General features: G+C 68.0%; 25 protein-coding genes. 12 read left to right on the top strand and 13 right to left on the bottom strand.

Annotated features, from left to right (window positions below):
• Nucleotides 1–229: 229 nt before the first annotated feature.
• Together YWM_RS0106730 and YWM_RS0106725 are read right to left on the bottom strand one after the other, a co-directional pair.
• Nucleotides 230–1,783, bottom strand: coding sequence for a S8 family peptidase (locus tag YWM_RS0106730; protein ID WP_043659902.1), 1,554 nt, complete (start codon nucleotides 1,781–1,783; stop codon nucleotides 230–232).
• Nucleotides 1,784–2,238: 455 nt separating this feature from the next.
• Nucleotides 2,239–3,459 (bottom strand): NAD(P)-dependent malic enzyme, encoded by a 1,221-nt coding sequence (locus YWM_RS0106725; protein ID WP_043659900.1) that lies wholly within the window; start codon nucleotides 3,457–3,459, stop codon nucleotides 2,239–2,241.
• Nucleotides 3,460–3,667: 208 nt separating this feature from the next.
• Here YWM_RS0106725 and YWM_RS0106720 point away from each other — a divergent pair, with 208 nt between their 5' ends.
• Nucleotides 3,668–4,282, top strand: a complete 615-nt coding sequence (locus YWM_RS0106720; RefSeq protein ID WP_028850076.1) for a dTDP-4-dehydrorhamnose 3,5-epimerase family protein — start codon at nucleotides 3,668–3,670, stop codon at nucleotides 4,280–4,282.
• Here YWM_RS0106720 and YWM_RS0106715 read toward each other — a convergent pair.
• Nucleotides 4,263–4,730, bottom strand: a complete 468-nt coding sequence (locus YWM_RS0106715; RefSeq protein ID WP_028850075.1) for a hotdog fold domain-containing protein — start codon at nucleotides 4,728–4,730, stop codon at nucleotides 4,263–4,265. The genes YWM_RS0106720 and YWM_RS0106715 overlap by 20 nt on opposite strands.
• Before the next feature lie 66 nt (nucleotides 4,731–4,796).
• Between YWM_RS0106715 and YWM_RS0106710 the strand changes: the two genes are divergently transcribed.
• Nucleotides 4,797–5,279: a GNAT family N-acetyltransferase gene (locus YWM_RS0106710; protein WP_028850074.1), complete on the top strand. Its 483-nt coding sequence runs from the start codon at nucleotides 4,797–4,799 to the stop codon at nucleotides 5,277–5,279.
• 52 nt (nucleotides 5,280–5,331) lie between these two features.
• Here the strand turns inward: YWM_RS0106710 and YWM_RS22495 are convergent, their stop codons facing one another.
• Nucleotides 5,332–5,742, bottom strand: a complete 411-nt coding sequence (locus YWM_RS22495; protein ID WP_052344626.1) for a hypothetical protein — start codon at nucleotides 5,740–5,742, stop codon at nucleotides 5,332–5,334.
• A 535-nt stretch (nucleotides 5,743–6,277) separates the two neighbouring features.
• Here YWM_RS22495 and YWM_RS0106700 point away from each other — a divergent pair.
• Both YWM_RS0106700 and YWM_RS0106695 read left to right on the top strand, forming a co-directional pair.
• Nucleotides 6,278–7,195 (top strand): diacylglycerol/lipid kinase family protein, encoded by a 918-nt coding sequence (locus tag YWM_RS0106700; RefSeq protein WP_028850073.1) that lies wholly within the window; start codon nucleotides 6,278–6,280, stop codon nucleotides 7,193–7,195.
• A 314-nt stretch (nucleotides 7,196–7,509) separates the two neighbouring features.
• Entirely contained in the window at nucleotides 7,510–7,761 is a 252-nt protein-coding gene (locus YWM_RS0106695) for a WhiB family transcriptional regulator (RefSeq protein ID WP_028850072.1), read from the top strand.
• Nucleotides 7,762–7,903: 142 nt separating this feature from the next.
• Here the strand turns inward: YWM_RS0106695 and YWM_RS0106690 are convergent, their stop codons facing one another.
• Complete coding sequence (locus tag YWM_RS0106690) at nucleotides 7,904–9,394, bottom strand: sensor histidine kinase (RefSeq protein ID WP_028850071.1); 1,491 nt, start codon at nucleotides 9,392–9,394, stop codon at nucleotides 7,904–7,906.
• A gap of 71 nt (nucleotides 9,395–9,465) precedes the next feature.
• Between YWM_RS0106690 and YWM_RS27150 the strand changes: the two genes are divergently transcribed.
• Nucleotides 9,466–9,540: a 50S ribosomal protein bL37 gene (locus YWM_RS27150; protein WP_425426512.1), complete on the top strand. Its 75-nt coding sequence runs from the start codon at nucleotides 9,466–9,468 to the stop codon at nucleotides 9,538–9,540.
• Nucleotides 9,541–9,545: 5 nt separating this feature from the next.
• Here the strand turns inward: YWM_RS27150 and rsrA are convergent, their stop codons facing one another.
• Both rsrA and YWM_RS0106680 read right to left on the bottom strand, forming a co-directional pair.
• Nucleotides 9,546–9,863, bottom strand: a complete 318-nt coding sequence (gene rsrA / locus YWM_RS0106685; RefSeq protein ID WP_028850070.1) for a mycothiol system anti-sigma-R factor — start codon at nucleotides 9,861–9,863, stop codon at nucleotides 9,546–9,548.
• Nucleotides 9,860–10,456: a sigma-70 family RNA polymerase sigma factor gene (locus YWM_RS0106680; RefSeq protein ID WP_052344625.1), complete on the bottom strand. Its 597-nt coding sequence runs from the start codon at nucleotides 10,454–10,456 to the stop codon at nucleotides 9,860–9,862. The genes rsrA and YWM_RS0106680 overlap by 4 nt, the downstream gene beginning before the upstream one ends.
• 257 nt (nucleotides 10,457–10,713) lie before the next feature.
• On the opposite strand from YWM_RS0106680, the gene ybaK reads away from it, so the two are divergent.
• A complete protein-coding gene (gene ybaK / locus YWM_RS0106675) occupies nucleotides 10,714–11,190 on the top strand; it encodes a Cys-tRNA(Pro) deacylase (RefSeq protein ID WP_028850068.1) in 477 nt (158 codons plus the stop codon).
• A gap of 113 nt (nucleotides 11,191–11,303) precedes the next feature.
• Here the strand turns inward: ybaK and YWM_RS0106670 are convergent, their stop codons facing one another.
• The 3 genes from YWM_RS0106670 to YWM_RS0106660 all read right to left on the bottom strand — a co-directional run bounded on the left by YWM_RS0106670 (nucleotide 11,304) and on the right by YWM_RS0106660 (nucleotide 14,059).
• Entirely contained in the window at nucleotides 11,304–12,596 is a 1,293-nt protein-coding gene (locus YWM_RS0106670; protein WP_425426511.1) for a cytochrome P450, read from the bottom strand.
• A gap of 78 nt (nucleotides 12,597–12,674) precedes the next feature.
• Nucleotides 12,675–13,283, bottom strand: a complete 609-nt coding sequence (locus YWM_RS0106665) for an alpha/beta hydrolase family protein (RefSeq protein ID WP_028850066.1) — start codon at nucleotides 13,281–13,283, stop codon at nucleotides 12,675–12,677.
• A complete protein-coding gene (locus YWM_RS0106660; protein ID WP_028850065.1) occupies nucleotides 13,280–14,059 on the bottom strand; it encodes an SOS response-associated peptidase in 780 nt (259 codons plus the stop codon). The genes YWM_RS0106665 and YWM_RS0106660 overlap by 4 nt, the downstream gene beginning before the upstream one ends.
• A gap of 19 nt (nucleotides 14,060–14,078) precedes the next feature.
• On the opposite strand from YWM_RS0106660, the gene rsgA reads away from it, so the two are divergent.
• The 4 genes from rsgA (at nucleotide 14,079) to YWM_RS0106640 (ending at nucleotide 18,202) form a co-directional block, all read left to right on the top strand.
• A complete protein-coding gene (rsgA, locus tag YWM_RS0106655; protein WP_043659894.1) occupies nucleotides 14,079–15,125 on the top strand; it encodes a ribosome small subunit-dependent GTPase A in 1,047 nt (348 codons plus the stop codon).
• Nucleotides 15,126–15,265: 140 nt separating this feature from the next.
• Nucleotides 15,266–16,093 carry an SCO4651 family lipoprotein gene (locus tag YWM_RS0106650; protein WP_483855301.1) on the top strand — a complete coding sequence of 276 codons (828 nt, stop codon included), beginning with the start codon at nucleotides 15,266–15,268 and terminating at the stop codon, nucleotides 16,091–16,093.
• Between the two features lie 189 nt (nucleotides 16,094–16,282).
• Nucleotides 16,283–17,152 (top strand): SCO4651 family lipoprotein, encoded by an 870-nt coding sequence (locus tag YWM_RS0106645; protein WP_028850062.1) that lies wholly within the window; start codon nucleotides 16,283–16,285, stop codon nucleotides 17,150–17,152.
• Between the two features lie 132 nt (nucleotides 17,153–17,284).
• On the top strand, nucleotides 17,285–18,202 hold the full coding sequence (locus YWM_RS0106640) for an SCO4651 family lipoprotein (RefSeq protein ID WP_028850061.1): 918 nt from the start codon (nucleotides 17,285–17,287) through the stop codon (nucleotides 18,200–18,202).
• 69 nt (nucleotides 18,203–18,271) lie between these two features.
• Here the strand turns inward: YWM_RS0106640 and pruA are convergent, their stop codons facing one another.
• From pruA to YWM_RS0106625, 3 genes are all read right to left on the bottom strand, one after another.
• Nucleotides 18,272–19,900 carry an L-glutamate gamma-semialdehyde dehydrogenase gene (pruA, locus tag YWM_RS0106635; protein ID WP_028850060.1) on the bottom strand — a complete coding sequence of 543 codons (1,629 nt, stop codon included), beginning with the start codon at nucleotides 19,898–19,900 and terminating at the stop codon, nucleotides 18,272–18,274.
• A gap of 126 nt (nucleotides 19,901–20,026) precedes the next feature.
• Nucleotides 20,027–20,530, bottom strand: a complete 504-nt coding sequence (locus YWM_RS0106630) for a DUF6912 family protein (protein ID WP_028850059.1) — start codon at nucleotides 20,528–20,530, stop codon at nucleotides 20,027–20,029.
• Nucleotides 20,527–21,939 (bottom strand): WS/DGAT/MGAT family O-acyltransferase, encoded by a 1,413-nt coding sequence (locus YWM_RS0106625; RefSeq protein WP_028850058.1) that lies wholly within the window; start codon nucleotides 21,937–21,939, stop codon nucleotides 20,527–20,529. The genes YWM_RS0106630 and YWM_RS0106625 overlap by 4 nt, the downstream gene beginning before the upstream one ends.
• On the opposite strand from YWM_RS0106625, the gene YWM_RS0106620 reads away from it, so the two are divergent.
• Complete coding sequence (locus tag YWM_RS0106620; protein ID WP_043659889.1) at nucleotides 21,938–22,717, top strand: TrmH family RNA methyltransferase; 780 nt, start codon at nucleotides 21,938–21,940, stop codon at nucleotides 22,715–22,717. The two genes, YWM_RS0106625 and YWM_RS0106620, sit on opposite strands and share 2 nt — an antisense overlap.
• A gap of 230 nt (nucleotides 22,718–22,947) precedes the next feature.
• Entirely contained in the window at nucleotides 22,948–23,457 is a 510-nt protein-coding gene (locus tag YWM_RS25120) for an Rv3235 family protein (protein WP_052344624.1), read from the top strand.
• Nucleotides 23,458–23,505: the final 48 nt, after the last annotated feature.

The following is a 23,505-nucleotide window of genomic DNA, read 5'->3' as shown; positions in this document are numbered from 1 at the left end:
TCACCCCCCAGGACTGGCTGACGCCCCGGTGTCCCCTCCCCCCCCTCGGCGCCGGGGCTCTCTCATGCGCGCAGCAGCGCAGCTGCTTCCAGCGCGGCACTCGCATGGGACGACCTGCGGTCGTGACGCTGCCGAAAGGCCTGCGAACCACGCGTGGCTGCTGTCCCGACAGGAAAGGCCGCTGGCCTCCCGACGGAAGACCAGCGGCCGGTCAGGGCGGAAGAGAAACTCAGTTGGTGATGCTCCAGCTGTCGATGTAGCCGGTGTCACCGCGGTAGACGTCCCTCACCCGCAGCTTCCAGGCGCCGTCGGCCGAGTAGGTCGACAGGTTCTTGGTGTAGGTGGTGGAGACGTTGTCCGCGCCGTCCCAGCCGTCGGACGACTTCAGGTTGATCACCGCACCGGTCGGCGAGATCAGATCGACCACGAGGTCACCGCGGTAGGTGTGCTTGATGTCCACCGCGACCTTCGCCGACGACGAGGCGTTCCGGTTGCAGTTGGACAGCGTGATCGTGCTGGTCACCGCGCTGCCCGCGTCCGGGATCGCCACATCGGTGTCGTTCGTGCCGCTGCAGCTGCCCGGCTCCGGGTCGGTGCTGCCACCGCTGCCGGTGTAGAGCAGCACGTTCGGCGAACCCGAGCCAGGGTTGCTCACCTTGCCCTGCGAGCCGTTCGAGACCAGGTGGTCCCGAACCGTCTGCGGGGAGGCCGACGGGTTGTCGGCCAGGTACAGCGCGGCCGCGCCCGCCACGTGCGGGGTCGCCATCGACGTTCCGCTGATCGCCCGCGAGTCGGAGTCCGACCCGATCCACGCCGACGTGATGTTCGAGCCCGGAGCGAAGATGTCCAGGCAGCTACCCACGTTGGAGAAGTCGGACCGGGCGTCGGTGCTCGTGGTCGATCCGACCGTGATGGCCTCCGGGGTCCGCGCCGGCGACGTGCCACACGCATCCGCGCCGTAGTCGTTGCCCGCCGCGATCGCATACGTCACGCCGTCGTCGATCGAGCGCTTCACCGCGTCGTCCACGGCCTGGGAGGCGGGGCCGCCGAGGCTCATGTTCGCCACTGCGGGCTGGCCGGACTGGTGGTGGCTGGTGACCCAGTCGATGCCGGCGATCACGCCGTCGTAGGTGCCCGAACCGGAGCAGTCGAGCACCTTCACCGCGACCAGATCGACGTCCTTGGCCAGGCCGTAGGACTCGCCACCGACGGTGCCCGCCACGTGCGTACCGTGGCCGTTGCAGTCGGTGTTGTTGCTGTCGACGGTGTTGGTACCCCAGGTCGCGCGGCCCTCGAAGTCTTCATGCGACGTGCGGATACCGGTGTCGATGATGTACGCGGTGACGTTGCTCGCCGTCGTGGAGTAGCTGTACTTGTCGTCCAGCGGCAGGTCGCGCTGGTCGACCCGGTCCTGGCCCCACGACGGCGGGTTGAGCTGGTCCTCGGTCGCCGTGACGCGCTGGTTCTGCTCGACGTAGGCCACCGACGGGTCCGCGGCCAGCCGCTTGGCGGCCGACTCGCTCATCTTCGCCGCGTACCCGCGCAGGGCGTGCTTGAAGGTACGGGTGACCTTGGCGTCGAACTGCTCAGCGGCCGCCGTGGCCTCGGCCGACGCCGACACGCCGTCCTTGAGCACCACGATGTAGCTGCCGTCGATGGCGCTGGGGCTGTCCGCGTTGCGGATCACGCCTTCTTCCGCGGACGCGACCGCTGGGCCGCCCAACGCCGCGAGGGCCGCGGAAGCGCCGATCACCGCGACCTTCGTCCCTATCGACCGTCTCACTGTTCCTCCCAGGCAGGGCAAATGCGCGCCACGGGGCCCGCATTTCTCGGGGTTGATCACGTTCGGTCGAACGTGGTGATCAAGATTAGGTCTGCGCGGTTAGCGCAAAACAGTCCTTGATAAGAGGCCCGTTCTGTGTACGTGGCTCGTCCGAATAGTCGAGTCACGTCGAGAATCCCGACCAGCAGCCATCACCCAAGGTCATGCCCGCACTACACAAAGTCCGGGCGGCCCGAGAGGCATGCGTAAATGGGAAAATCACGCATGGCGAGCTGACGACACACGCCGTCAGTTACCGCAGAAGGGCGCAGCGCGTTGCACTGTTCGGAGTAGCGACACAGGTCCGAAAGGACCAGTACCGAAGCCGCGAATTCGCCCGGCGGCGGACCCGCAAAGCAGCGGCCGACCAGCAACAACGTGCTGGCCGGCCGCCTACTTGCCGTTGCCGGAGGGCGTCAAGCCACCCCGGAGTCCTTGGCCGCCTGCGCCACCGCGGCGGCCACCGCGGGCCCGACCCGGGGGTCGAGCGCGCTCGGCACGATCTTGTCCACGGCGAGCTCTTCCGCCGCCACGTCGGCGATGGCGTCCGCGGCGGCCAGCTTCATCTCGTCGGTGATCGCCCGCGCACCGGCGTCCAGCGCACCCCGGAACACGCCGGGGAAGGCCAGCACGTTGTTGATCTGGTTCGGGAAGTCGCTGCGCCCGGTGGCCACGACCGCCGCGTACTGCGCCGCCACCTCCGGGTGGACCTCCGGATCCGGGTTGGACAGCGCGAACACGATCGGGTCGTCCGCCATCGTCTTCAGCAGCGTCTCCTCGATCGTGGCGCCGGACAGGCCGATGAACACGTCGGCGCCGTCCATCGCCTCGGGCAACCCGCCGGTGAGCCCGGCCTTGTTGGTCGACCACGCCAGCTCCTGCTTCACCGGCGTCAGCCCGTCCCGGCCGACGTGGATGATGCCGCGGGAGTCCAGCACCGTGATGTCCCCGACCCCGGCGGACAGCAGGATCTTCGCGCAGGCGACCCCGGCCGCCCCGGCACCGGAGATCACCACCCGCTGCTTGCCCAGATCCCGACCGAGCACCTGGTTGGCCCCGCGCAGCGCGGCGAGCACCACGATCGCCGTGCCGTGCTGGTCGTCGTGCATGACCGGGCAGTCCAGCGCGTCGATCAGCTTGGCCTCGAGCTCGAAGCACCGGGGCGCGGCGACGTCCTCGAGGTTGACCGCGCCGAACGACGGCCGCAACCGCACCAGCGTCTCCACGATCTCGTCGACGTCGGTGGTGTCCAGCACCAGCGGAATCGAGTCCAGCCCACCGAACGTCTTGAACAGCACCGCCTTGCCCTCCATCACGGGCAGCGATGCGCTCGCACCGATGTCTCCCAGACCCAGCACCGCGGTGCCGTCGCTGACCACGACCACCAGGCGATGTGCCCACGTGTACCGCGCGGCCAACCGGGCGTCCTCGGCGATCGCCGTGGAAACCTTGGCCACGCCGGGCGTGTAGGCGATGGAAAGCTCGCGGGAATCGGAGATCGGCCTGGTCGCCGCTACGCCCAGCTTGCCCCCGAGGTGACCCGCGAAGATCTCCTCGTTGGTTGCCGGCGCCGCGGCGCTCGCGGCAGCCTGGTCGGGGGCAACGGCAGGGCTAGCAGTCTTCCAGCTGGTCTCCATGACGAATTCCTGTCAATCAGTACGACAACGCCGGAGCACTCCGGCGCAGGAAAAGGGCAATTGTGCCTGACAAACGCACGTGGCCCGGTGCGGTGGCACCGTCGGCCGTACGGCGCGAAATCCGTCCGGGGCTGCATCTCGGGTCCGTCGCAGCGCCACCGGACACGGTGGATGCAGACCATTGTGACAGGTGTGTCAGGCTGCGGGAATGCAGGTACGCGAACTTGCCGTCCCCGGAGTGTTCGAGTTCACCCCGCCGAGCTTCCCCGACCAGCGCGGGAAGTTCGTCGCGCCGTATCAGCAGAAGGCGTTCGTCGAGGCCGTCGGGTACCCGCTGCGGGTGGCCCAGACCAACCACAGCGTGTCGAGGCGAGGCGTCATTCGCGGCGTGCATTTCGCCGACACTCCTCCCGGCCAGGCCAAATACGTCTACTGCGCACACGGCGAGGCGTTGGACGTGATCGTCGACCTACGGGTGGGGTCGCCGACGTTCGGTGTGGTCGACACCGTCAAGCTCAGCAGCGAGAACATCAGCGCGGTCTACATCCCCGAGGGGCTCGGTCATGCGTTCGTGGCGCTGACCGACCACACGGTGATCAATTACTACTGCAGCGCGGAGTACAACCCGTCCGCGGAACACGGTGTCAGCCCGCTCGACGAGGACCTGAACCTTCCGTGGCCTGCGGACATCGAACCCACCCTGTCCGACAAGGACCGCTCCGCGCCCACCGTGGCCCAGGCCCGCGAGCAGGGACTGTTGCCCAGCTACCAGGCCTGCACCGAGTGGTACGAGCACCTGCGGGCTAACGCTTCTTCGGCGTGACCCAGATGGTGATGACGGCCTCGGTGACCGGCTTGTCGTCGTCGCCGAACACGGTCACCGGCACCGGCAACTCGAAACCGTCCTGGCCGAACTCGGGCAGCTCGTCCACCCGCGCCACCGCGCGCAGGCTGGACTCGGCCTTGGCTACGTAGCGCACGGTCATGCCCTTGGGCAGCCAGCGATGGGTCGCCGGCACGGTGGCCTCGGCCAGCATGCCCATCGCCACCTCGGCCAGGTTGCAGGTGGCGATGGCGTGGAAGGTGCCGATGTGGTTGTGTACGCCGAACCACTTGGGCGCGGTAACCTCCGCTCGGCCGGGCTCCATCACCCGTACCGACGGCAACACGGTGGCGAAATACGGCGCGCGGGCCATCACCGCGGCCGAGAACAGGCGCCGCCCGCCGGGTTTGCCGGCGAGTTTGCGCCAGATCGTCAACGTCTGCGCCATCGGCCCACTCCCTTGCTACTCACGAGTAGCTTACGACCGTACGTGCTGACCGCAAGAGGTGAGGACATGACCGTGATCCGCCCCACCACCCCGGACGACGTGCCGGTCGTCGTCGAGTTGGTGCACGAACTCGCGGCTTACGAGAAGGCGCCGCACGAATGTCACCTGACCACCGAGCAGCTGCATGCGGCGTTGTTCGCCGAGCAGCCCGCCCTGTTCGGCCATGTCGCCGAGGTGGAGGGGCAGGTCGTCGGCTTCACGCTGTGGTTTCTGAATTTCTCCACCTGGCGTGGTGTGCACGGGATCTATCTGGAGGACCTCTACGTGCGCCCGGAGTTCCGTGGGAAGGGGATCGGCAAAGCGCTGCTGGCCGAGCTGGCCGCGGAGTGCGTACGGCGCGGCTACGCCCGGCTGGAGTGGTGGGTACTGGACTGGAACCCGGCGACGAAGTTCTACCGAGCGCTGGGCGCGGTGCCGATGGACGAGTGGACGGTCTACCGGCTCACCGACGAGCCGCTCACGGCGCTGGCCGCCGAGCGTGACGGCTGAGACCCCGGCGCAGCGCCCTGGCACGGACCACTCCGGGCGCCAAAAGACGCGCCTACTCGTGATCCTCGGCAGCCCACGCGCGTGCAGGCTCCCGGAACAACAGCACGAGCAGCGCAAGCCCGAGCAGAGCGACCGGGACACCGAGCTCCAGGCGGCCGGACGGGCCCGCGGCGTACCACCCGACCCCGATCATCACCAGCGCGATGACCACACCCGGCGACCGCGCCCACGAGTAGCCGAGAAACAGGCCGATCCCGCAGGCCGTCAGGCCGCCGCCGAGCACGGCGTAGTAGATGGCCTCGCCGTAGACGTTGTCGCTGCCGAACGTCGTGTTGCCGGACAGCGCGGCGATCAGCAGGACCACCGCGAAGACCAGCGCCGCCAGCCCGGGCAGCACGGCGATCACGCCTGCCACCCGCACTTCGCGCGGCGCGGGTCGGAACAACTCGGCCAGCCGCACCATGGGCCCCTTTCCCGGCGAGCACGTGCCCGGGAGAACCACCCGCTCGGCACACTCGCATGACACTCTGCGTAAGCGTCACCGATGGTATGCCACCCACTCGGCCGTTTCCTCACCGCGGCCGAGACGTCATGATCGGATCAGTGTCGGCGGGATCACTCCTACCGTCGGCACGGCTGGTGACCGCACCGCAGTGCTCCGAAGTCGTCCAGCGGTCGTCAGCCACTGACGGGTCGGCGGTCGGCCGGGTGCAGCCCGTCAGGGACAGGAGCCGCACGACGATGAGGCGGACGGTCTCGCGCCGGGCCCGCCTCGGAAAGGAGCCGTTGGCGACCGAGTAGCTCGCGAACTCTCGACTTCGTCGGTGCCCGGGTGACCCGCGTACCGTCAGCGGCGGGTCTATGCCCTACGGATGCAGCCCGCCGGTACGTCTCGTTCCCGGGCGTGATGAGCGCCGTCAGACGCGAAGTGCTGTGGTGTTTGCCTCCTCGGTTCGCGGATGCGGCGCGCGCCCACTGTGGCGCCGTAGGCTGCCGTCATGCGCGCTGTCCTGGTTGTGAATCCGCAGGCGACCGCGACGACGGCAGGAGGCCGCGACGTGCTCGCGCACGCGCTGGCCAGCGAGGTCAAGCTCGAGGTCGTCGAGACGACCCATCGCGGGCATGCTGCGGCCATCGCCGCCGCTGCGGCTGCCGACGGTGCCGGGCTGGTCGTCGCCCATGGTGGCGACGGCACGGTGAACGAGGTGGTCAACGGGCTGCTCAGCGGCGGCTCCCACGGCCCGGACGCGGCGCCGTTGTTCGCCGTGGTCCCCGGTGGCTCCGCCAATGTCTTCGCGCGTGCGGTCGGTTATCCCCGCGATCCGGTCGAGGCCACCCACGTATTGCTCGACGCCCTGATCGCAGGCAGGCGGCGCACCGTCGGCCTCGGCAAGGCCAACTCCCGCTGGTTCACCTTCAGCGCCGGCATGGGCTGGGACGCCGACGTCGTCGAGGGAGTGGAGGGCAAGCGGGGCAAGGAGACCAGTCCCGCGCTCTACGCGCGCGTGGCAACCGCGGTCTACCTGCATCCGCCGCACGGCAGGCACACACTCAAGCTCGAGCTGCCCGGCAGCGAACCGCAGACGGTTCGCACGGCTTTCGTTTCCAACACCGATCCGTGGTCCTACCTGGGCAAACTCCCCATCCGCCTGAACCCGGAGTGCTCTTTCGACACCGGTCTGGGTGTGTTCGCGTTGCGTAAGCTCGGCCTGTTCGGGGTACTACACCACCTACGCCAAGCACTGAACGGGAAGGGACGCCAACGTGGGCGTCATCTCATCCGTGTCGACGACGTCACGAAAGTACGCATCTATGCAGAGAAACCAGTAAACTTGCAGGTTGACGGGGATCTGGTCGGTGAGCGCACGGACGTGGAGTTCGTCAGCGTCCCGAAAGCCTTGACAGTTGTGGTGTGAGGACCTCGCACGGTCATCGCACGAAAACGTCGGGCAGAGCGCCGTCGAGTGATCGGTTCGCCGAACCGATGTCTACCACTCGTCGCAAAACTAGCTCCGCTCGCCGCACCGTTTTCCCGGCCTCGTCTCCCCGCCAGGGGAGAAACCGCAGGTCAGGCGGGATTGGATCACAGGTGAGTTCGCTCACCGCTGGTGAGAAAACCCTTGCCCAACTCTGCGGTTCGTGAAAGCATTCACAAGCACCCAAAATACGACCGCCATCAGAGACGACCGTGGCGCGGCTGTCCCGCGTCGCCACGAAGGAGCACATCATCATGGACTGGCGCCACCGCGCGGCCTGCCGAGACGAGGATCCTGAGCTGTTCTTCCCCGTTGGGACCAGCGGTCCTGCGCTCACGCAGGTGGCCGAGGCCAAGGCCGTGTGCCACCGTTGCCCCGTCGCGTCCGACTGCCTGGCTTGGGCTCTGGCCACGGGTCAGGACGCCGGCGTCTGGGGCGGCATGAGCGAGGAAGAACGGCGTGCGCTCAAGCGCCGTCGGGCTCGTATCGGCAGCACGAGCTTCTGAGCAACAGGCTTCAGACAAGCCTCCCGCACAACGCGAAAGAGCCGGCACCGCTCGTGCCGGCTCTTTCGCGTGTCCGTACGATCTTTCGGCCGCCCTCTGCGCGCCGATCCCGGAAGCGTTCGTTTCCGCGTCTCCAGGGCTGTCAGCCGCGCCGCGTCAGCGGGATACGCAGTTCCGCCGTCGTTCCGGACGGTTCGTGATCCCGCAGCCCCAGCGAGCCGCGCAGCTCGGATTCGACCAGTGTCCGGACGATCTGCAGCCCCAGCCCCTCGGCTTGCTCGAGTGAGAAGCCCGCGGGCAGGCCGCGACCCTCGTCGATGATCGACACGTCCAGCCAGCGCGCCGACCGGGCCGCGCGCACGATGACTTTGCCCGCCCTCCCCCGCTCGAACGCATGCTCGGCGGCGTTCTGCACCAACTCGGCCAGCACCATCACCAGCGGGGTCGCCAGGTCGGCGGCGACCACGCCGAACGAACCCTCGCGTACCAGCTCGACCGGGGACTCGGTGGCCGTGGTGACCTCCGACAACATCGGCAACACGCGATCCAGCAACTGGTCCAGGTCGACCCGCTCGTCCAGCGACATGGACAGCGTCTCGTGCACCATGGCGATCGACGAGACCCGGCGCACCGAGTCCTCCAACGCGCGCCTGGCCTGATCGCTCTGCGTGCGGCGCGATTGCAGCCGGAGCAGCGCGGCCACCGTCTGCAAGTTGTTCTTCACCCGGTGATGGATCTCCCGGATCGTCGCGTCCTTGCTCATCAGCGCCCGGTCGCGCCGCTTCACCTCGGTGACGTCCCGTACCAGGACCAAGGCGCCCGCCGGATTGCCTCCCGGACGCAACGGAAGCGCACGGAACAGCACCACCGCGCCACGCCGGGACTCCGCCTCGACGCGGGTGCCCGGACGGCCCTCCAACGCCTCCAGGATCCGGTGCGAGACCTCCGTGGCGTCGAACGGATCCGCGATCAGGGAGCGAGTCAGCGGAGCCAACCGCGTCCCGACCAGTTCGGATTTGTGCCCCATGCGGTGGTACGCGGACGAGCCGTTGGGGCTGGCGAACACCACAGTGCCGGACGGGTCGAGCCGGATGAACCCGTCACCCACCCGCGGACTGCTGTGCACGTCGGTCTGCGAGCCCTCGTGCGGGAACGTCCCGTCCGCCACCATCTGACACAGATCGGAGGCGCCCGCGAGGTAGGCGATCTCCAACGAACTCGGCACCCGGGGCACGCTCAGGTTCGACTCCCGGCTCAGCACCGCGATGACCTGGTCCCGGAACCGCACCGGAATCGCTTCCCGGCGCATCAGGATGTCGCCGTCGGACAGCCTGGGCTCCTCGTCACGCATGATCCGCCCGGACCGCAGGGCCGCAGCCAGCTGGGGATGCTGGCGTTCCTCGACCCTGCTGCCCACGACGTCCTCGGGGTGCGCGGTGGCGCCGGTGGTCGGGCGCGCCTGCGCCACGCAGGCGAAGTGCGAGTCGCTGTCCTCGATCGGGACCCACATCAAGAAGTCGGCGAACGACAGGTCCGCGAGCAGCTGCCATTCCGCGACCACCATCTGCAGGTGGTCGGCGGCCTCCCCGGACATGCCGGTGTGTTCGGCCAACAGCTCGGCAAGCGTACTCACGGCACTCCCCTGACTCGACGCTTCACGCCCCGTGTCAGACTAAGTCGTCCGTTCACACGAGGAGAAAACGCATGTCGAAGCGAGCTCGTAAGCGTCGTGACCGCAAGAAGAAGAGCGCCAACCACGGCAAGAAGCCGAACGCCTGAGTGAGCTAGTCCTCACGCACCTCGACGGTGGCCTCGTCGCCCGTAGTGCGCTCACCCTTCTCGGCTTGGAGATACGACTCGCGGATCTTCGCGCGTAGTCGCTCCTTGAGATCCTCCGGGGCGTGGTCGCCGCCGCACTTGCGGGCCAACAGCTGCTTGAGCCCCTCGGAAATGCCGTACTGCTCCAAACAGTCCGGGCAACCGTCGAGGTGCCGGCGCAGCTCGGCGGCGTGCTCCTCCTGGCATTCGTGGTCCAGCAGCAGGTAGACCTCGGCAAGCACGTCGGAGCAGTCGGTACGGGCGTCAGCGCATTCGTCATTCATCGCTTCGCCACCTCCACCCCCTGCTTGATGAAGCCCCTCTCGCGAGCCACGTCGGCCAGCAGCTCACGCAGCTGCCCGCGCCCCCGATGCAGCCGGGACATCACGGTACCGATCGGCGTACCCATGATCTCGGCTATCTCCTTGTACGCAAAGCCTTCGACGTCGGCCAGGTACACGGCCAGGCGGAATTCTTCCGGCAGGCGCTGCAGAGCCTCTTTGACGTCGGAGTCCGGCAGCTGGTCGAGCGCCTCCATCTCGGCCGACCGCAGACCGCGCGACGTGTGGCTCTCCGCCTGTGCCAGCTGCCAGTCCGTGATGTCCTCGGTCGGCTGCTGCATCGGTTGCCGCTGCTTCTTGCGGTAGGAGTTGATGTAGGTGTTGGTCAGGATCCGGTACAGCCACGCTTTGAGGTTCGTGCCTTCGGCGAACGAGGCAAAGGCGTTGTAGGCCTTCAGATACGTTTCCTGCACCAGGTCTTCGGCGTCGGCCGGATTGCCGGTCATCCGCAACGCGGCCGAGTACAACTGGTCCAACAGCGGTAACGCGTCCCGCTCGAATCGCTCGGCGAGCTCGATGCGTTCCGCCTCGGTCATCTGACTGGGCAAACCGGTCCTTTCCGTTGCCGCTCCCGGCCCACGACGCACCGTGCACTCGTGATGCGTCCCCAGGCCCGTCCCCGGGCTCGCCGACGACGGTGCCGAGGATACGCGCGGTGTGGCCGGACCGCGCTTCGAAGCACGACGAGATTGCCCTCGCGGGTTGGTCGGCCGGGTTTCGGTGATCACGCCGGATACAACGCCGCGGGCCCGGCGGAAATTCCCCGCGCCGGTGCTGGCTAGGCTGCGCATCCATGGCGGGCAAAGGCACCCCGGCCACCACGATGCTGGCCAAACGCAAGATCAAACACTCGGTGCACGCCTACGAGCACGACCCGGCGGCGGAGTCGTACGGACTGGAAGCCGCCGAGGCCCTCGGCGTCGAGCCCGGGCGCGTGTTCAAGACGCTGGTGGCCGAGGTCGACGGCAAGCTCACCGTCGGCGTAGTGCCGGTGACGCACCAGCTGAACCTCAAGGCGCTGGCGGCGGCAGCCGGTGGCAAGCGGGCGAAGATGGCCGATCCCGCGGCGGCGCAACGCGCCGCCGGATACGTAGTGGGCGGCATTTCGCCCCTCGGGCAACGCAGCCGGCTACCGCTGGTCGTCGACGAGTCGGTGCACGACTGGCCGACGGTGTACTGCTCGGCGGGCAGGCGCGGGCTCGAGATCGAGCTGGCTCCGGCGGACTTGATCGCGGTGACGTCGGCGACGGTCGCGGCGATCGCGAGCTAGTTTGCCGGGCACCTTGTTCTGTTGGTTTCCCGGTCGATCGGCCAGGGCCGAGCGTGCCGGTCCGCGCAGTTGACGGGCAGACGGCGCTGGGCCGCCCGGGCTGACCAGGCCCGCTAGTCGTTCGGGCGCAGGACCGCGGGCAGCGACTCGACCCCGTAGACGATCGATGCTTGCCGGAACTCCAGTTGCTCCTCCGGTGTCGCCAGTCGCATGTCCGGGAAGCGCTGCAGCAGCGCGGGGAACGCCGCACGCAGCTCCATCTTCGCCAGTTCGGCGCCGACGCACCGGTGCGGACCCCAGCCGAACGCCAGGTGCTGGGTCGGCTCTCGTCCGGCGTCGAAGGAGTCCATGTTCTCGCCGAGCGACTCGTGCCGGTCCGCCCCGCTGAGCGACACGACCACCATGTCGCCCTCCTTGATCAGCTTGTCGCCGACCTGGATGTCCTCCCTGGCGAACCGCGGGAACGCCACCTGCACCACGGTCAGGTAGCGCAGCAACTCCTCGACGAAGCGCTGCACGGCGGGGTCCTCGGCGTTGCCGTCGAGCACGATCCTGCGGGCTTCGGCGTCACGCAGCACCACCATGGTGCCGAGCGCCAGCATGCTGGCGGTGGTTTCGAAGCCGCCGGTGAGCACGCCGTCGGCCAGACCGGCGAGCTCCCGGTCCTCGATGTCGTCGCCGTGCTCGCGGATGATCATGCCGAGCAGGTCGTCGCCGGGGTTCTTACGCTGTTCGCGCACCACCCCGAGCAGGAAGTCGAGCGACTCGGAGATCGCGCCGAGCGAACCCATCGACCCGCCGAGCAGGTCGAATCGCTGCATGGCCAGGCGCTGGAACTCGTCGCGCCTGCCGTAGTCGACGCCGAGCAGGTCACAGATCACCAGCGACGGGATCGGCAGTGCGAAGTGCTCGACCAGATCGACCGGTCGACCGTCCTTGCCCGCCGCGTCCATCTCGTCCAACTGCCGCTTGATGATCGCGTCGATGTTCGGCGTCAGGCGCTTGAGCCTGCGCGCGGTGAACTCCGGCTGCAGCATCTTGCGCAGCCGGGTGTGGTGCGGCGGATCCGCGAAGCCGAGACCGCCTGGGTTCTGCTCCGCGGTGGCCCCTGGCGCCTTGCCGACCAGGTTGCCGAAGTCGTTGCTGAACGCCTTGACGTTGCTCAGCACCGCCCTGGCCTCCGGATATCCGGTGACCAGCCAGATGTTCACACCGAACGGGACGGGTAGCCTGCTCACCGGCTCACGACGGCGGATGTCCCCCAGGTTCTCGATCGGATCCAGGCCGTTGCGCCGCAGCGGCACCAGCGCCGGCTCCGGCAACTTCTCCAGGTTGAACCCACGGCGTCCGGCCCTGGCCAGGTACAGCCGCGTCAACCACGAGGTCAGTCTCGACTTGATCCGCAACACACCTCGACGGTAGCTGCCCACGTCAGGGCATTGCCAAGCGGATGTCCCCTAAGCGTGCAACGTCACGATGAGGCGTCACTGCGCCGGACGGACCACCCGTGTCAGCCACTCGCCGACGTAGCGGGCCACCGACGGCAGGTCCGCGAACCGTGAATGGTTGCCCTTGACCACATGGATCTCGTGGTGGAGACCGGCCTGAGGACACCCGAAATGGTCGGCATCGCCCTGCACCACCAGCGTCGGAACCCGCACCGCGTCCAGCTCCGGCTGCCTGCTCGCCTGCGGATTCCACGGCGGGGTCAGCGGAAACGCCAGGCACAGCACCGCGACCGCACCACCGGCTTCCGCGGTACGGCAGGCCACCCGCGCACCGGACGAGCGACCGCCGAATACCAGCGGTGCCCCGTCGAACCGGTCGGCCACGGCCTGAGCGACCGCCAGCCACGCCTCGTCGAGCCGCTTCGCCGGAGGTGGACTCCGTCTTCCTGCCACCCGATACGGCTGTTCGACCAGCGCCACGTGCACGCCGACGTCCTGAGCGGCCCGCGTGACCGCGACCAGGTCGTCCGACGTGATGCCGCCACCGGCGCCGTGACCGAGCATGAGGCCTGCCGACCCCGACTCCGCCAGGTGCAGCTCGGCCGCGGCCGGACCGTACGGTGTGTCGATCGCGATCCGCGTCATGCCGAATTGGGCGCGTCGAACAGCGCGGGCTCCTCGTCCAGCTGCTGCGCGGGGTCCACCCGCTCGATCAGTTCCGGGCCGTTGTTGCGGACGCTGTTCACCTTGTTCGACACCGGACGCAGCTCGAGCTGGTCGACCACCTGCAGCGGCGGCGGCTGCAGCAGCTCGGCGACGTCGTCGAGGTCCGGGTCGAGCCACTGCCGCCAGGCGTCCTTGGACAGCACCAGCGGCATCCGGTCGTGAATGTCGGTGAGCGGGCCGACCGCGTCCACCGTCAGCACCGAACAGGTGACCAGCGGCGGCGCGTCCTTCTCCTTCGGATCCCGCCACGTCTCCCAGATGCCTGCGAACGCCAGCGACGAGCCGTCCCGCGGCGTCATGAAGTACGGCTGTTTGCCCTTCTTCTCGCCCAGCCGCTGCCACTCGTACCAGCCGTCGGCGGGCACCAGGCAGCGGTGTCGCTTGAGCGCCTTGCGGAACGCGGGCTTGCTCGCCGCCGTCTCCGCCCGCGTGTTGATCATCTTGGCGCCGATGGACTTGTCCTTGGCCCAGAACGGCACCAGGCCCCACCGCATGACGCGGAGCCGGCGTTGGGCAGGCTCGTCCTCGAGCACCGAGCCGTCGGCGTCACGCGGGTGCCGTTCGACCACCGTGACGACGTTCTTGGTCGGCGCCACGTTGTGATCCGGCCGCGCCATTCCCTCCGTGTTGTCGACCGCGTCGAACTCCTTGACCAGCGTCGCCGGGTCCTTCGTGGCGGCATAACGCCCACACATCGCGGTCCTCCTCTGCTCGATGCGACCCTGGCCGCTTATCGTAACCACCGTGCGCGACTGGACCAGACTGGACGAATCCGACGTACGGGTGCGTCCTGGGCGTGGGTCCCGTCCGCGTAGCAAACGTCGACCCCGGCACGAGGACGCCGTCACCGCCATGGTGACCGCGGTGGATCGGGGCCGGTGGACGTGCGCTGTGGACGGTGACCCGGAGCGCCTGGTCGTCGCCATGCGAGCCCGCGAGCTCGGTCGCACGCCGATCGTGGTCGGTGACTCGGTCGGTCTGGTCGGCGACATCAGCGGCAAGCCGGGCACGTTGGCACGCATCGTTCGGGTGCACGACCGGCGCAGCGTCCTGCGCAGGACCGCCGACGACACCGACCCCTACGAGCGCGTCGTGGTGGCGAACGCCGAGCAGCTGCTGATCGTCACCGCGTTGGCCGATCCCCCGCCCAGGACCGGTTTCATCGACCGCTGTCTGGTCGCCTGCTACACCGGTGGTTTGCAGCCGGTGCTGTGCTTGACCAAGGCGGACCTGGCCGACCCGGACGAGGTGCTGGAGTACTACGCCGACTTGAACGTTCCGTCGCTGGTGACCAGCGTGGACCATCCCTTGGACGAGCTGCGCGAGCTGCTCGCCGGGCACGTCACCGCGCTGGTCGGACACTCCGGGGTGGGTAAGTCCACGCTGGTCAACCGGCTGGTCCCGGACGCGGACCTGACCACCGCCGAGGTCAGCGCGGTCGGCAAGGGCAGGCACACGTCGGTGGCAGCCGTGGCGTTGCCGCTGCCCGGCGACGAAGGCGGCTGGGTCGTCGACACCCCGGGTGTGCGGTCGTTCGGGCTCGCGCACGTGACCGCGGACGACATCGTGAAGTCGTTCGAGGAGTTCGCCGAGGCGGCCGAACACTGCCCACCGAACTGCGGGCATCTCGGGCCACCCACCGATCCGGACTGTGCGCTGGACACGCTGGTCAGCGAGGGTGCGGTGCCCGCTGTGCGGCTCGGCTCGCTGCGCAGACTGCTGGCCTCGCGAACCGGTACGGATACCGTCGCCGGACGCTGACGAGACGCGTTCGATACGGCGACCCCGTAGGACGGGACCGACGGCCCGGTCCACGGGTCGCGTCATCGGACGAGCGAAACGTCTTTGGGGGTCAGCGTGCGGACAGCACTCATCAAGGTGGCAGGGGGCTCGCGCTTGCGCTGGCCCTGAGTTCATGCGGCGGTGTCGGTGACGGCAAGTACCAGGACGCGGACAGCCTGGTCCGGGCCGCGAAATCCAGCACCGAGAAGTTCGAATCCAACGCGGTCACCATGTCCATGAAGTTCGGCCCGGTGACCGCCACCGGAGAAGGTGCGGCCGGCGTCGAAGGTGGCGAACCCCGCTCCATGATGACCATGTCCATGAACATGGGGGCACTGAACGGTGTCAACGGCACCGGCACCATCGAGTTGGAAATGCGCCAGCTCGGCGAGGACGTCTACGTGAAGATGCCCAGCGAGCTGACCGGGACCCCGGCGGACGAGGGCAAGCCGTGGTATCGGACGACCCTGTCCGAGCTGACCGGCTGGAACATGGATGTCGACCAGTTCCTGCAATCCACCGACCCGAGCAAGATGATCGAGGCGCTCAAGGAATCCGCCGATCTGGTGGACACCGAGACCGGGGCGTCGGTCAACGGGCGGTCGGCCACCAAGTACCGGTTCGAGGTCGACTTCCGGAAGGTGCTGCAGACCTACGGCGCCGGTCTCGACAACGCCGAGGAACTTGCCCAGCTCGAGCTGGACGCCATCCCACTGGACGTGTATCTGGACGACCGGGACCTTCCTGCGCGCGTGCGCATCGACTTCAGCACGATGTTCGAGCAGATGATCGAGCAGGTCGGTGGCCAAGACACCGTGCCCGACGGGGTGAACTTCGACGAGGCCTACATGCAGATGGACTTCACCGACTGGGGCAACGAGGTCCACATCGAGCCACCGCCTGCCGACGAGATCAGCGACGAACCGTTTCCCGGATTGGACAACTGAACGCAAATCCTGCCGCTGGGGTCGGCGAGGGCCGCTGCGCGGCTCGCGCCGGCCCCGAATGCACGTCCGATTCCCGTGGCCGGACAGTGACGCGACGCGTTGGATGCGCCGATTGCGTAGTACAGGAAACCGATGACCCTTTTCACGCGTCAGAACATCGGACAATCACAACGCCATCAGGGAGTCAGCGTGCGTAAAGCGCTCATCACAGCGGCAGGGGGGCTTGCGCTCGCGCTGGCCCTGAGTGCGTGCGGCGGTGTCGGTGACGGCAAGTACCAGGACGCCGACAGTTTGGTCCGGGCCGCGACGGCCAGCACGGAGAAAGTCAAGTCAACCGCCTTCACCCTGACCATGAAGGTCGGCCCGCTCGGCATGACCGGCGAGGGCGCGAGCAGCTACGACAGCTCCGATCCACGCACCCAGATGACCATGTCGATCGACGTGGGCGCACTGGGCGGGGGCGCGGAGCCGATGGAGATGGAGGCGCGCCAGATCGGCGAGGACCTCTACCTGAAGCTGCCCACCAACCTGCCCGGCGGGATGGTCGACGAGAACAAGCCGTGGCACAAGACGAGCGTGGCCGAGCAGGTGCCCGGCTCGACCCTCGACGTCGACAGGTACCTGCAGTCCACCGACCCGAGCAAGATGATCGAAATGCTCAAGGAATCCGGCGAACTGGTGGACACCGAGACCGGGGTGTCGGTCAACAACCGCTCGGCGACCAAGTACAGCTTCGAGGTCGACTTCCAGAAGGTGCTGGAGAACTACGGCGGCAACCTGGAGAGCATGCCGGGCATGTCGCAGTTCGACCTCGACGCCATCCCGGTCGACATCTACCTGGACGAGCAGGACTTGCCCGCGCGGCTGTACATCGACTTCCGCGAGGTGGTCGAGCAGGCCATCGAGCAAGCGGGCGGGGAGGGAAATCTTCCCGACGGGGTGAGCTTCGACGAGGCCTACATGCAGATGGACTTCACCGACTGGGGCAACGAGGTCCAGGTCGAAGCGCCACCCGCCGACGAGATCAGCGACCAGCCGATCCCTGGAATGGGTGGTTGAGCGCCGAACCCGGACGGGGTGCGTCAACACACAGACCCCCGAGTCGCCACGATCTCCAGTCCATGGAAACCTGACAGGTGCTCGGGCACGTCCAATGCCCAGACACGAGCAAATACATAGAGGGAGACCCACATGCGGAAGGCACTCATCGCCGCCGGCGCGCTCGCATTGGCGCTGACGGTCGGCGCCTGCGGCGATAACGAGGGGGGCACCCCGACCGGGGACAACGGCCAGAGCCAGAACACCGGTCAGAGCGGTGTCTTCAACGACGCGCAGAGCCTCATCAACGCCGCGAAAGAGGGCACTGCGAAGGCCAAGACATCGAAGTTCACCATGGACATGGCCATGGGCTCGATGTTGTCCATGAAGGCCGACGGTGAAGCCGAGTACGCCGGCGAGAACACCAAGATGGCCATGAACATGACCATGAACATGAACATCCCAGGTGCGGGGTCGTCCGCCCCCAAGGACCTGAAGATGGAGATGGTCATGGTCGACAAGACCGTCTACATCAAGATGCCGGAAGGCATGCCGGGTGCCGATGCGTCCAAGCCGTGGATGAAGATGCCCATCGATCAGCTGGAGGGTGGCCAGGGCGCCCAGTTCAGCCAGTCGATGGAGTTCTCCGACCCGGCCAAGACCCTTGAGATGATCAAGGAGAACGGCAAGATCAACGCCACCGAGCAGACCGAGGTGGACGGCCAGCCCGCCACCAAGTACTCGGTGGAGCTGGACTTCGCCAAGCTCGCCCAGAAGATGGGCCAGCAGATGCCGCAGGGCATGAACATCGACTCGGTGCCGATGGACGTCTACCTCAACGCCGACAACCTTCCGGTGCAGATCGAGATGAACCTCGGCAAGATCATGAAGGACGTGGCCAGCCAGTCCGGCCAGCAGCTGCCGGAAGGCATGGACCAGGCCAAGATGGTCGCCAAGTACACCGACTGGGGCGCGCCGGTCAACATCCAGGCGCCGCCGCAGGACCAGGTCAGCGACTCGATGCCGGGCATGGGTGGCATGGGCTCCACCCCGCCCAGCACGCCGAACTGATCGAACCGATCACGGTCTGAACGAGAAAGACCCCGCACCGACAACCGGTGCGGGGTCTTTCGTTCGTGGTCAGCCCATGTGCGGGTAGGTGTGGTCCGTCGGCGGGACCAGCGTCTCCTTGATCGAGCGCGGGCTGGTCCAGCGCAGCAGGTTCCACATCGAGCCCGCCTTGTCGTTGGTACCGGAGGCCCGCGCGCCGCCGAACGGCTGCTGGCCCACGATCGACCCGGTGGGCTTGTCGTTGATGTAGAAGTTGCCCGCGGTGAAGCGCAGCTTCGTCATCGCCTCCTGAACAGCGGCCCGATCGGTGGCGAACACCGCGCCGGTCAGCCCGTACGGGGCGGTGGTGTCGACCGTGTCCAACACCTCGGAGTATTCGCTGTCCTCGTAAACGTAGACCGCGAGGATCGGACCGAAGTACTCGGTGGCGAACACCTTGTGATGCGGGTTGCTCGACACCAGCACGGTCGGGTCGACGAAGTAGCCGACCGAGTCGTCGCAACCGCCGCCGACCAGCACCTCGATCTCGCCGTCGGAGCGCACGTCGTCGAGCAGCTGCGAGTGCTTGGCGAACGCCCTGGCGTCGATCACCGCGCCACCGAAGTAGCTGAAGTCGGTCACGTCGCCGTAGCGAATGGTCTTGGTGACGTCGGCCAGCTGGTCACGCAGGCCGCCTTCCCACAGCGACCTCGGCAGGTAGGCACGGGAGGCCGCCGAACACTTCTGCCCTTGGTATTCGAACGCGCCTCGGATCAGCGCGGTCACCAGCGGTTCGATCTGCGCCGACGGGTGCGCGACCACGAAGTCCTTGCCGCCGGTCTCGCCGACGATCCGCGGGTAGGCGCGGTAGCGGTCGAGGTTCTGCGCGATCGTGGTCCACAGCAGCTTGAACGTCGCGGTGGATCCGGTGAAGTGCAGGCCGGCGAAGTCCGGGTCGGACAGCGCGACCGCACTGACCGCCTTGCCGTCACCGGTCACCATGTTGATCACGCCGGGCGGCAGGCCCGCTTCCTCGAAGATCCGCATGGTGTAGTGGGCGGCCAGCTGCTGGGTCGGGGTCGGCTTCCACACCACGGTGTTGCCCATGATCGCCGGGGCGGTCGGCAGGTTGCCCGCGATCGCGGTGAAGTTGAACGGGGTGATCGCGGTGACGAAGCCTTCCAGCGACCGGTAGTCGGAACGGTTCCACTGCCCGGGCGGCGACATCGGCTGCTCGGCCATGATGCGCTGCGCGTAGTGCACGTTGAACCGCAGGAAGTCGATCAGCTCACAGGCGGCGTCGATCTCCGCCTGCTGCACCGACTTGGACTGGCCGAGCATGGTCGCGGCGTTGAGCGTGTCGCGGTGCGGGCCCGCGATGAGGTCGGCGGCGCGCAGGAAAATGGCGGCGCGCTCGTCGAACGGCATCTCTCGCCATTCGGGCGCGGCCTTCTTGGCGGCGGCCACCGCGTCGGCGACGTCCTGCTCGGTCGCCTGCGCGCTGGTGCCCAGGACGTGGCTGTGCTCGTGCGGCGTGACGACGTCGAACGGTTCACCACCCGCCATGCGTTGCACGCCGCCGATGGTCTGGGTGAGCTCGGCCTTGTCGGCCTTCAACTCGGCCAGCTTGTTCTGCAACGACTCGCGCTCCGCGCTCCCCGGCGCGTAACCGAGCACCGGCTCGTTGCGCGGCGGCGGGACAGACGTGATGGCATCCATGGCGCTCTCTCCCTGAGGGTTCCGGTGCCTTGTGGGCTTGCCCCCATCGTGGCACGCCTCACCCCGCCGCGCGCTTGTTCACTCGGACTACGCCACCTGAGCAGCATTGTCCGACCGAACAACGACTCAGAGCAGTTCGAGCAGGAACGGCAGCTCCTGCGGCGCGTACCAGGCGAGCTCGTGGTCCTCGGCGTCGCCCAGCACGAACTCCGCGTCGTCGTCGCCGAGATCGGCCTGGTCGATGACCTCGGTCGCGGCGCGCACGGCCTCCTCGGCCTCGGCCGCGTCGACGTGTACCGCGGCCACCGCGCTCATCGGCACGGCCCCGGACACCCGTACCACCGCCGAGTCCAGATCCGGCCGCAGCTGCACGGCGTCGGTGTCGGCCGCGACCACGGCACGACGCGGCGGGTCGGTGGTTCCGGCGTCGAGCTCGGCGGCCACCAGGCGCAGCGAAGCCCGCGCCGCTTCCAGCAACGCGATGTACTCCAGCTCCTCGTCGGTGCCGCCGGTGTAGAATTCCCGCAACGTGGGCGTCAGCGCGAAAGCCGTGCCGTCGACCGGGGCGAGCTCCCCCTTCGCGGCGAGCTCGCGCAGCATGCTCACGGTCGCCGGTAGGTAGACCCTCATGCGCCCGCCTCCTTCAGTTCGTCCAACGACTGTCGGATCATGGCCGCCACCACGTCGATGTCGTATGCCCCTTTGCGATCGCCATTGAGTCCAAAGTAGACCCCTCCGTCGTACGACGTCACGCCGATGGCCAGAGCTTGATTCCGCATCAGCGGGATGATCGGGATCATTTCCAGCAGCCTGGCCTGCGCGGCGAACATCGGCACCTGCGGACCGGGTGAGTTGGTGACGATCAGATTGAAGATGCGGTCGGACAGGCTCCCTGCGGTCCTGGCACCCAGCGAGTGCAACGTGGCAGGCGCGAAGCCACCCAGCTTCAGCAGGGACCGGGCGGCAACCGCCCGCCCGGATGCGGCGTGCTCGGCCATCGTGTGCGAGATGTGCTGCAGCCGGATCCCCGGGTCGGGTTCGCCGATCGGCAGGTCGACTAGGTGCGGGTCGACCTGGTTACCGACCAGCCCTGCCGACGAGTAGCCGGGCGTCGCCGGATCCGTCACCGCGACCGGGACGAGCGCGCGGACGGTGGTTTCCTGGCTCAGCTGCACTCCGCGGGTCAGCATCCATTCCCGTAGGGCGCCGGTGACCACGGCCAGCACGATGTCGTTGACCGTGCCGCCGCGGGCTGCCCGGATGGCCCGGTATTCGTCCAACCTGGAGCGGACGGCGGCGAAGACGCGTCCGCCGGAAACCGAGACGTTGAGCGGGCTGGGCGGAGCCGGACGAACGACCGTTCGCAGGGCCGAGGCCGCGCCACCGACGACTCCGGCCAGTTTGGACAGCGTGGCCACGGCGTCCCCTGCGGCACTCCGGGCGGATTCGACCAACATGCCGGGGCTGTGCACGGTTTCCGCCAGGGCGTCGAACAGCAGCTCACCGCGCGATGGCGTTTTCGCAGGCAGCCAGGTGTCGTCGTCGTCGACCGTTTCGTCCACCTCGGTCGGCGTGGGCTCGAGGACGACCTGCCCGAGTTCGATGGTGCCGATTCCGTCGACCAGCGCTTGATGCGTCTTCGTCACCAGCGCCACACGGTCACCGGTGAGACCTTCGACGAAGTACGCCTCCCACAGCGGCCGCTCGTGGTCCAGCGGCCGGGCCATCAGGCGCGCGACGAGCTCGTAGAGCTGCTCGTCGCTGCCCGGTGAAGGCAACGCGGACCGGCGCACGTGATAGTTGAGGTCGAAGTCGACGTCGTCGACCCAGACCGGGCGGGCCAGGTTGCCCGGCACCGTCATGACGCGCTGACGGTAGCGCGGGAGGTAGCCGAGCCGCTCGCGGATGAGCGCCAGCGCGGTGTGGAAGTCGAAACCGGTGTGCCGTTCGAAGATCGCCACCGCCCCGACGTGCATCGGCGTCGCCTGACCGTCCAGGTAGAGAAACGACGCGTCGAGCGCGGACAGTCGATCCGGCATGCCATCGATCCTGGCATACGCTGCACCCGTGGTGTCCCCGAAGGATCGCTTCGTCACTGTCTACGGCCGCAAGCCGGTGCTGGAGGTACTGGCCGATCGGAGCCTGACCGTGGACAAGGTGGTGCTCGCCGAGGGTTCCCGCGGGCAGGCGGTGAGCGAGATCCGGCGGGCGGCCAAGGCCCGCGGCGTGCCGGTGAACACAGCCAGCGCGCACCGGGTGAAGGTGCTGGCGGGGAACGGCAAGCAGGACCAGGGCGTGCTGGCCGACGTGGTCGCGCCCCGGATGCGGCCGTTGGCCGACGCGCTGGCCTCGGATGCGCCACGACGCATGCTGCTGCTGGACGGCATCACCACCCCGGCGAACGTGGGCATGATCTTGCGGACGGCGACGGCCGCGGGGATCGGCGGCGTGATCGTGCCGCGTAAAGGCGTGGCGTCGATCGACCCGCTCGTGGTGAAGGCTTCTGCAGGCGTGGCCTTCCGGGCGCCGGTGCTGCGCTGCGCCACGGCTGCCGAAGCCGCGCAGGCCGCGGTGTCGGCCGGCTACGCCCTGTATGCGCTGGCTGCGGATGCTCCGCATTCGGTCTTCACCGCACCGTTGGAGGACCGCGCGGTGTTCGTGCTGGGGAGCGAGTCGGCGGGCATCGGTCAGGCCGTGCGGGAGCTGGTGACGGGACAGCTGAGTATCCCGATGCGGGGTGGCGTGGAGTCGCTGAACGTGTCAGCCGCGGCTGCGGTGCTGTGCTTCGAGTTGCTGCGCCGCGAGCAGAGTCGCTGAACGTTTCGGCTACGGCCGCAGTGCCGTGTTTCGAACTGCTGCGCCGCGGGTGAACGGCGTTCAACAGTCCACGCTGGTCGTAGTGGCGAAGCGCGCGGCTGGTGGCGCCTCGTTCCGCAGCAGTTCATCGCACGATCCGGTGATCGTTGCGGCCGACGCCGGGGCAGCTGCCTCTAACTGATCGACGGCGAGACGTTTGGGGGATCTCGCCATTGAGGAAAGGGGAGAAATTGCCTCTCACCGTCACGTCCAGAGCCCGGCTGCGGTTCGTCGGTCCGGTCGAGCCACAGCCGGGCACGATCGTCGATCGCTGTCCCTCGGGGCAGCTGAGCATCCCCGTCCAGGCACGCCAGGTGACCGTGCCGGTCCAACGGACCACCGACGTCGCCGACGAGCCCGGACAAGCACAGCTGCGACGCTGGCTGTCAGCGCTGATCGAGGTCGCCGAAGGCCGCCGCCCAGCAGCCAGCTTGGAACGGAAGGTCAGCGCCGACCTGCAAGTACGACTGCGTGGCAGGCACGGTCTCGGCATCGGTGCGCGCTGTGTCATCCGACAGGTGCACGTCAACCGGTCCGAGCCCGGCACGCTGGAGTACTGCGCGACCGTGTACGCGCCGGGGAGGGGGCGGGCGTTCGCGGTGGCGGGCAGGCTGCAAGCCTTCTGGCACGGGTGGTCAATCACCGATTTCGAGGTGATCAGCCCGGTAAGCAGTCATCCGCACCACGCGACGGTCGCCTGATCGACGATCACCCTGGACACAGTGAAGCCCGCGGCGCCTTCCGGCCCC

This window comes from Thermocrispum municipale DSM 44069 (assembly GCF_000427825.1).
Taxonomy (GTDB): Bacteria; Actinomycetota; Actinomycetes; order Mycobacteriales; family Pseudonocardiaceae; genus Thermocrispum; species Thermocrispum municipale.
The sequence above is the reverse complement of the archived record's forward strand: the minus strand, read 5'-3'. Positions and strand labels throughout refer to the sequence as shown.

Bases quoted from the DNA above. Each gene is read 5' to 3' on its own strand.
- YWM_RS0106725 (WP_043659900.1), bottom strand. From the start codon at position 3,459: ATGGAGACCAGCTGGAAGACTGCTAGCCCTGCCGTTGCCCCCGACCAG.
- YWM_RS0106720 (WP_028850076.1), top strand. From the start codon at position 3,668: ATGCAGGTACGCGAACTTGCCGTCCCCGGAGTGTTCGAGTTCACCCCG.
- YWM_RS0106715 (WP_028850075.1), bottom strand. From the start codon at position 4,730: ATGGCGCAGACGTTGACGATCTGGCGCAAACTCGCCGGCAAACCCGGC.
- YWM_RS0106710 (WP_028850074.1), top strand. From the start codon at position 4,797: ATGACCGTGATCCGCCCCACCACCCCGGACGACGTGCCGGTCGTCGTC.
- YWM_RS22495 (WP_052344626.1), bottom strand. From the start codon at position 5,742: ATGGTGCGGCTGGCCGAGTTGTTCCGACCCGCGCCGCGCGAAGTGCGG.
- YWM_RS0106700 (WP_028850073.1), top strand. From the start codon at position 6,278: ATGCGCGCTGTCCTGGTTGTGAATCCGCAGGCGACCGCGACGACGGCA.
- YWM_RS0106695 (WP_028850072.1), top strand. From the start codon at position 7,510: ATGGACTGGCGCCACCGCGCGGCCTGCCGAGACGAGGATCCTGAGCTG.
- rsrA (WP_028850070.1), bottom strand. From the start codon at position 9,863: ATGAATGACGAATGCGCTGACGCCCGTACCGACTGCTCCGACGTGCTT.
- YWM_RS0106680 (WP_052344625.1), bottom strand. From the start codon at position 10,456: ATGACCGAGGCGGAACGCATCGAGCTCGCCGAGCGATTCGAGCGGGAC.
- ybaK (WP_028850068.1), top strand. From the start codon at position 10,714: ATGGCGGGCAAAGGCACCCCGGCCACCACGATGCTGGCCAAACGCAAG.
- YWM_RS0106665 (WP_028850066.1), bottom strand. From the start codon at position 13,283: ATGACGCGGATCGCGATCGACACACCGTACGGTCCGGCCGCGGCCGAG.
- YWM_RS0106660 (WP_028850065.1), bottom strand. From the start codon at position 14,059: ATGTGTGGGCGTTATGCCGCCACGAAGGACCCGGCGACGCTGGTCAAG.
- rsgA (WP_043659894.1), top strand. From the start codon at position 14,079: ATGCGACCCTGGCCGCTTATCGTAACCACCGTGCGCGACTGGACCAGA.
- YWM_RS0106640 (WP_028850061.1), top strand. From the start codon at position 17,285: ATGCGGAAGGCACTCATCGCCGCCGGCGCGCTCGCATTGGCGCTGACG.
- pruA (WP_028850060.1), bottom strand. From the start codon at position 19,900: ATGGATGCCATCACGTCTGTCCCGCCGCCGCGCAACGAGCCGGTGCTC.
- YWM_RS0106630 (WP_028850059.1), bottom strand. From the start codon at position 20,530: ATGAGGGTCTACCTACCGGCGACCGTGAGCATGCTGCGCGAGCTCGCC.
- YWM_RS0106620 (WP_043659889.1), top strand. From the start codon at position 21,938: ATGCCATCGATCCTGGCATACGCTGCACCCGTGGTGTCCCCGAAGGAT.
- YWM_RS0106625 (WP_028850058.1), bottom strand. From the start codon at position 21,939: ATGCCGGATCGACTGTCCGCGCTCGACGCGTCGTTTCTCTACCTGGAC.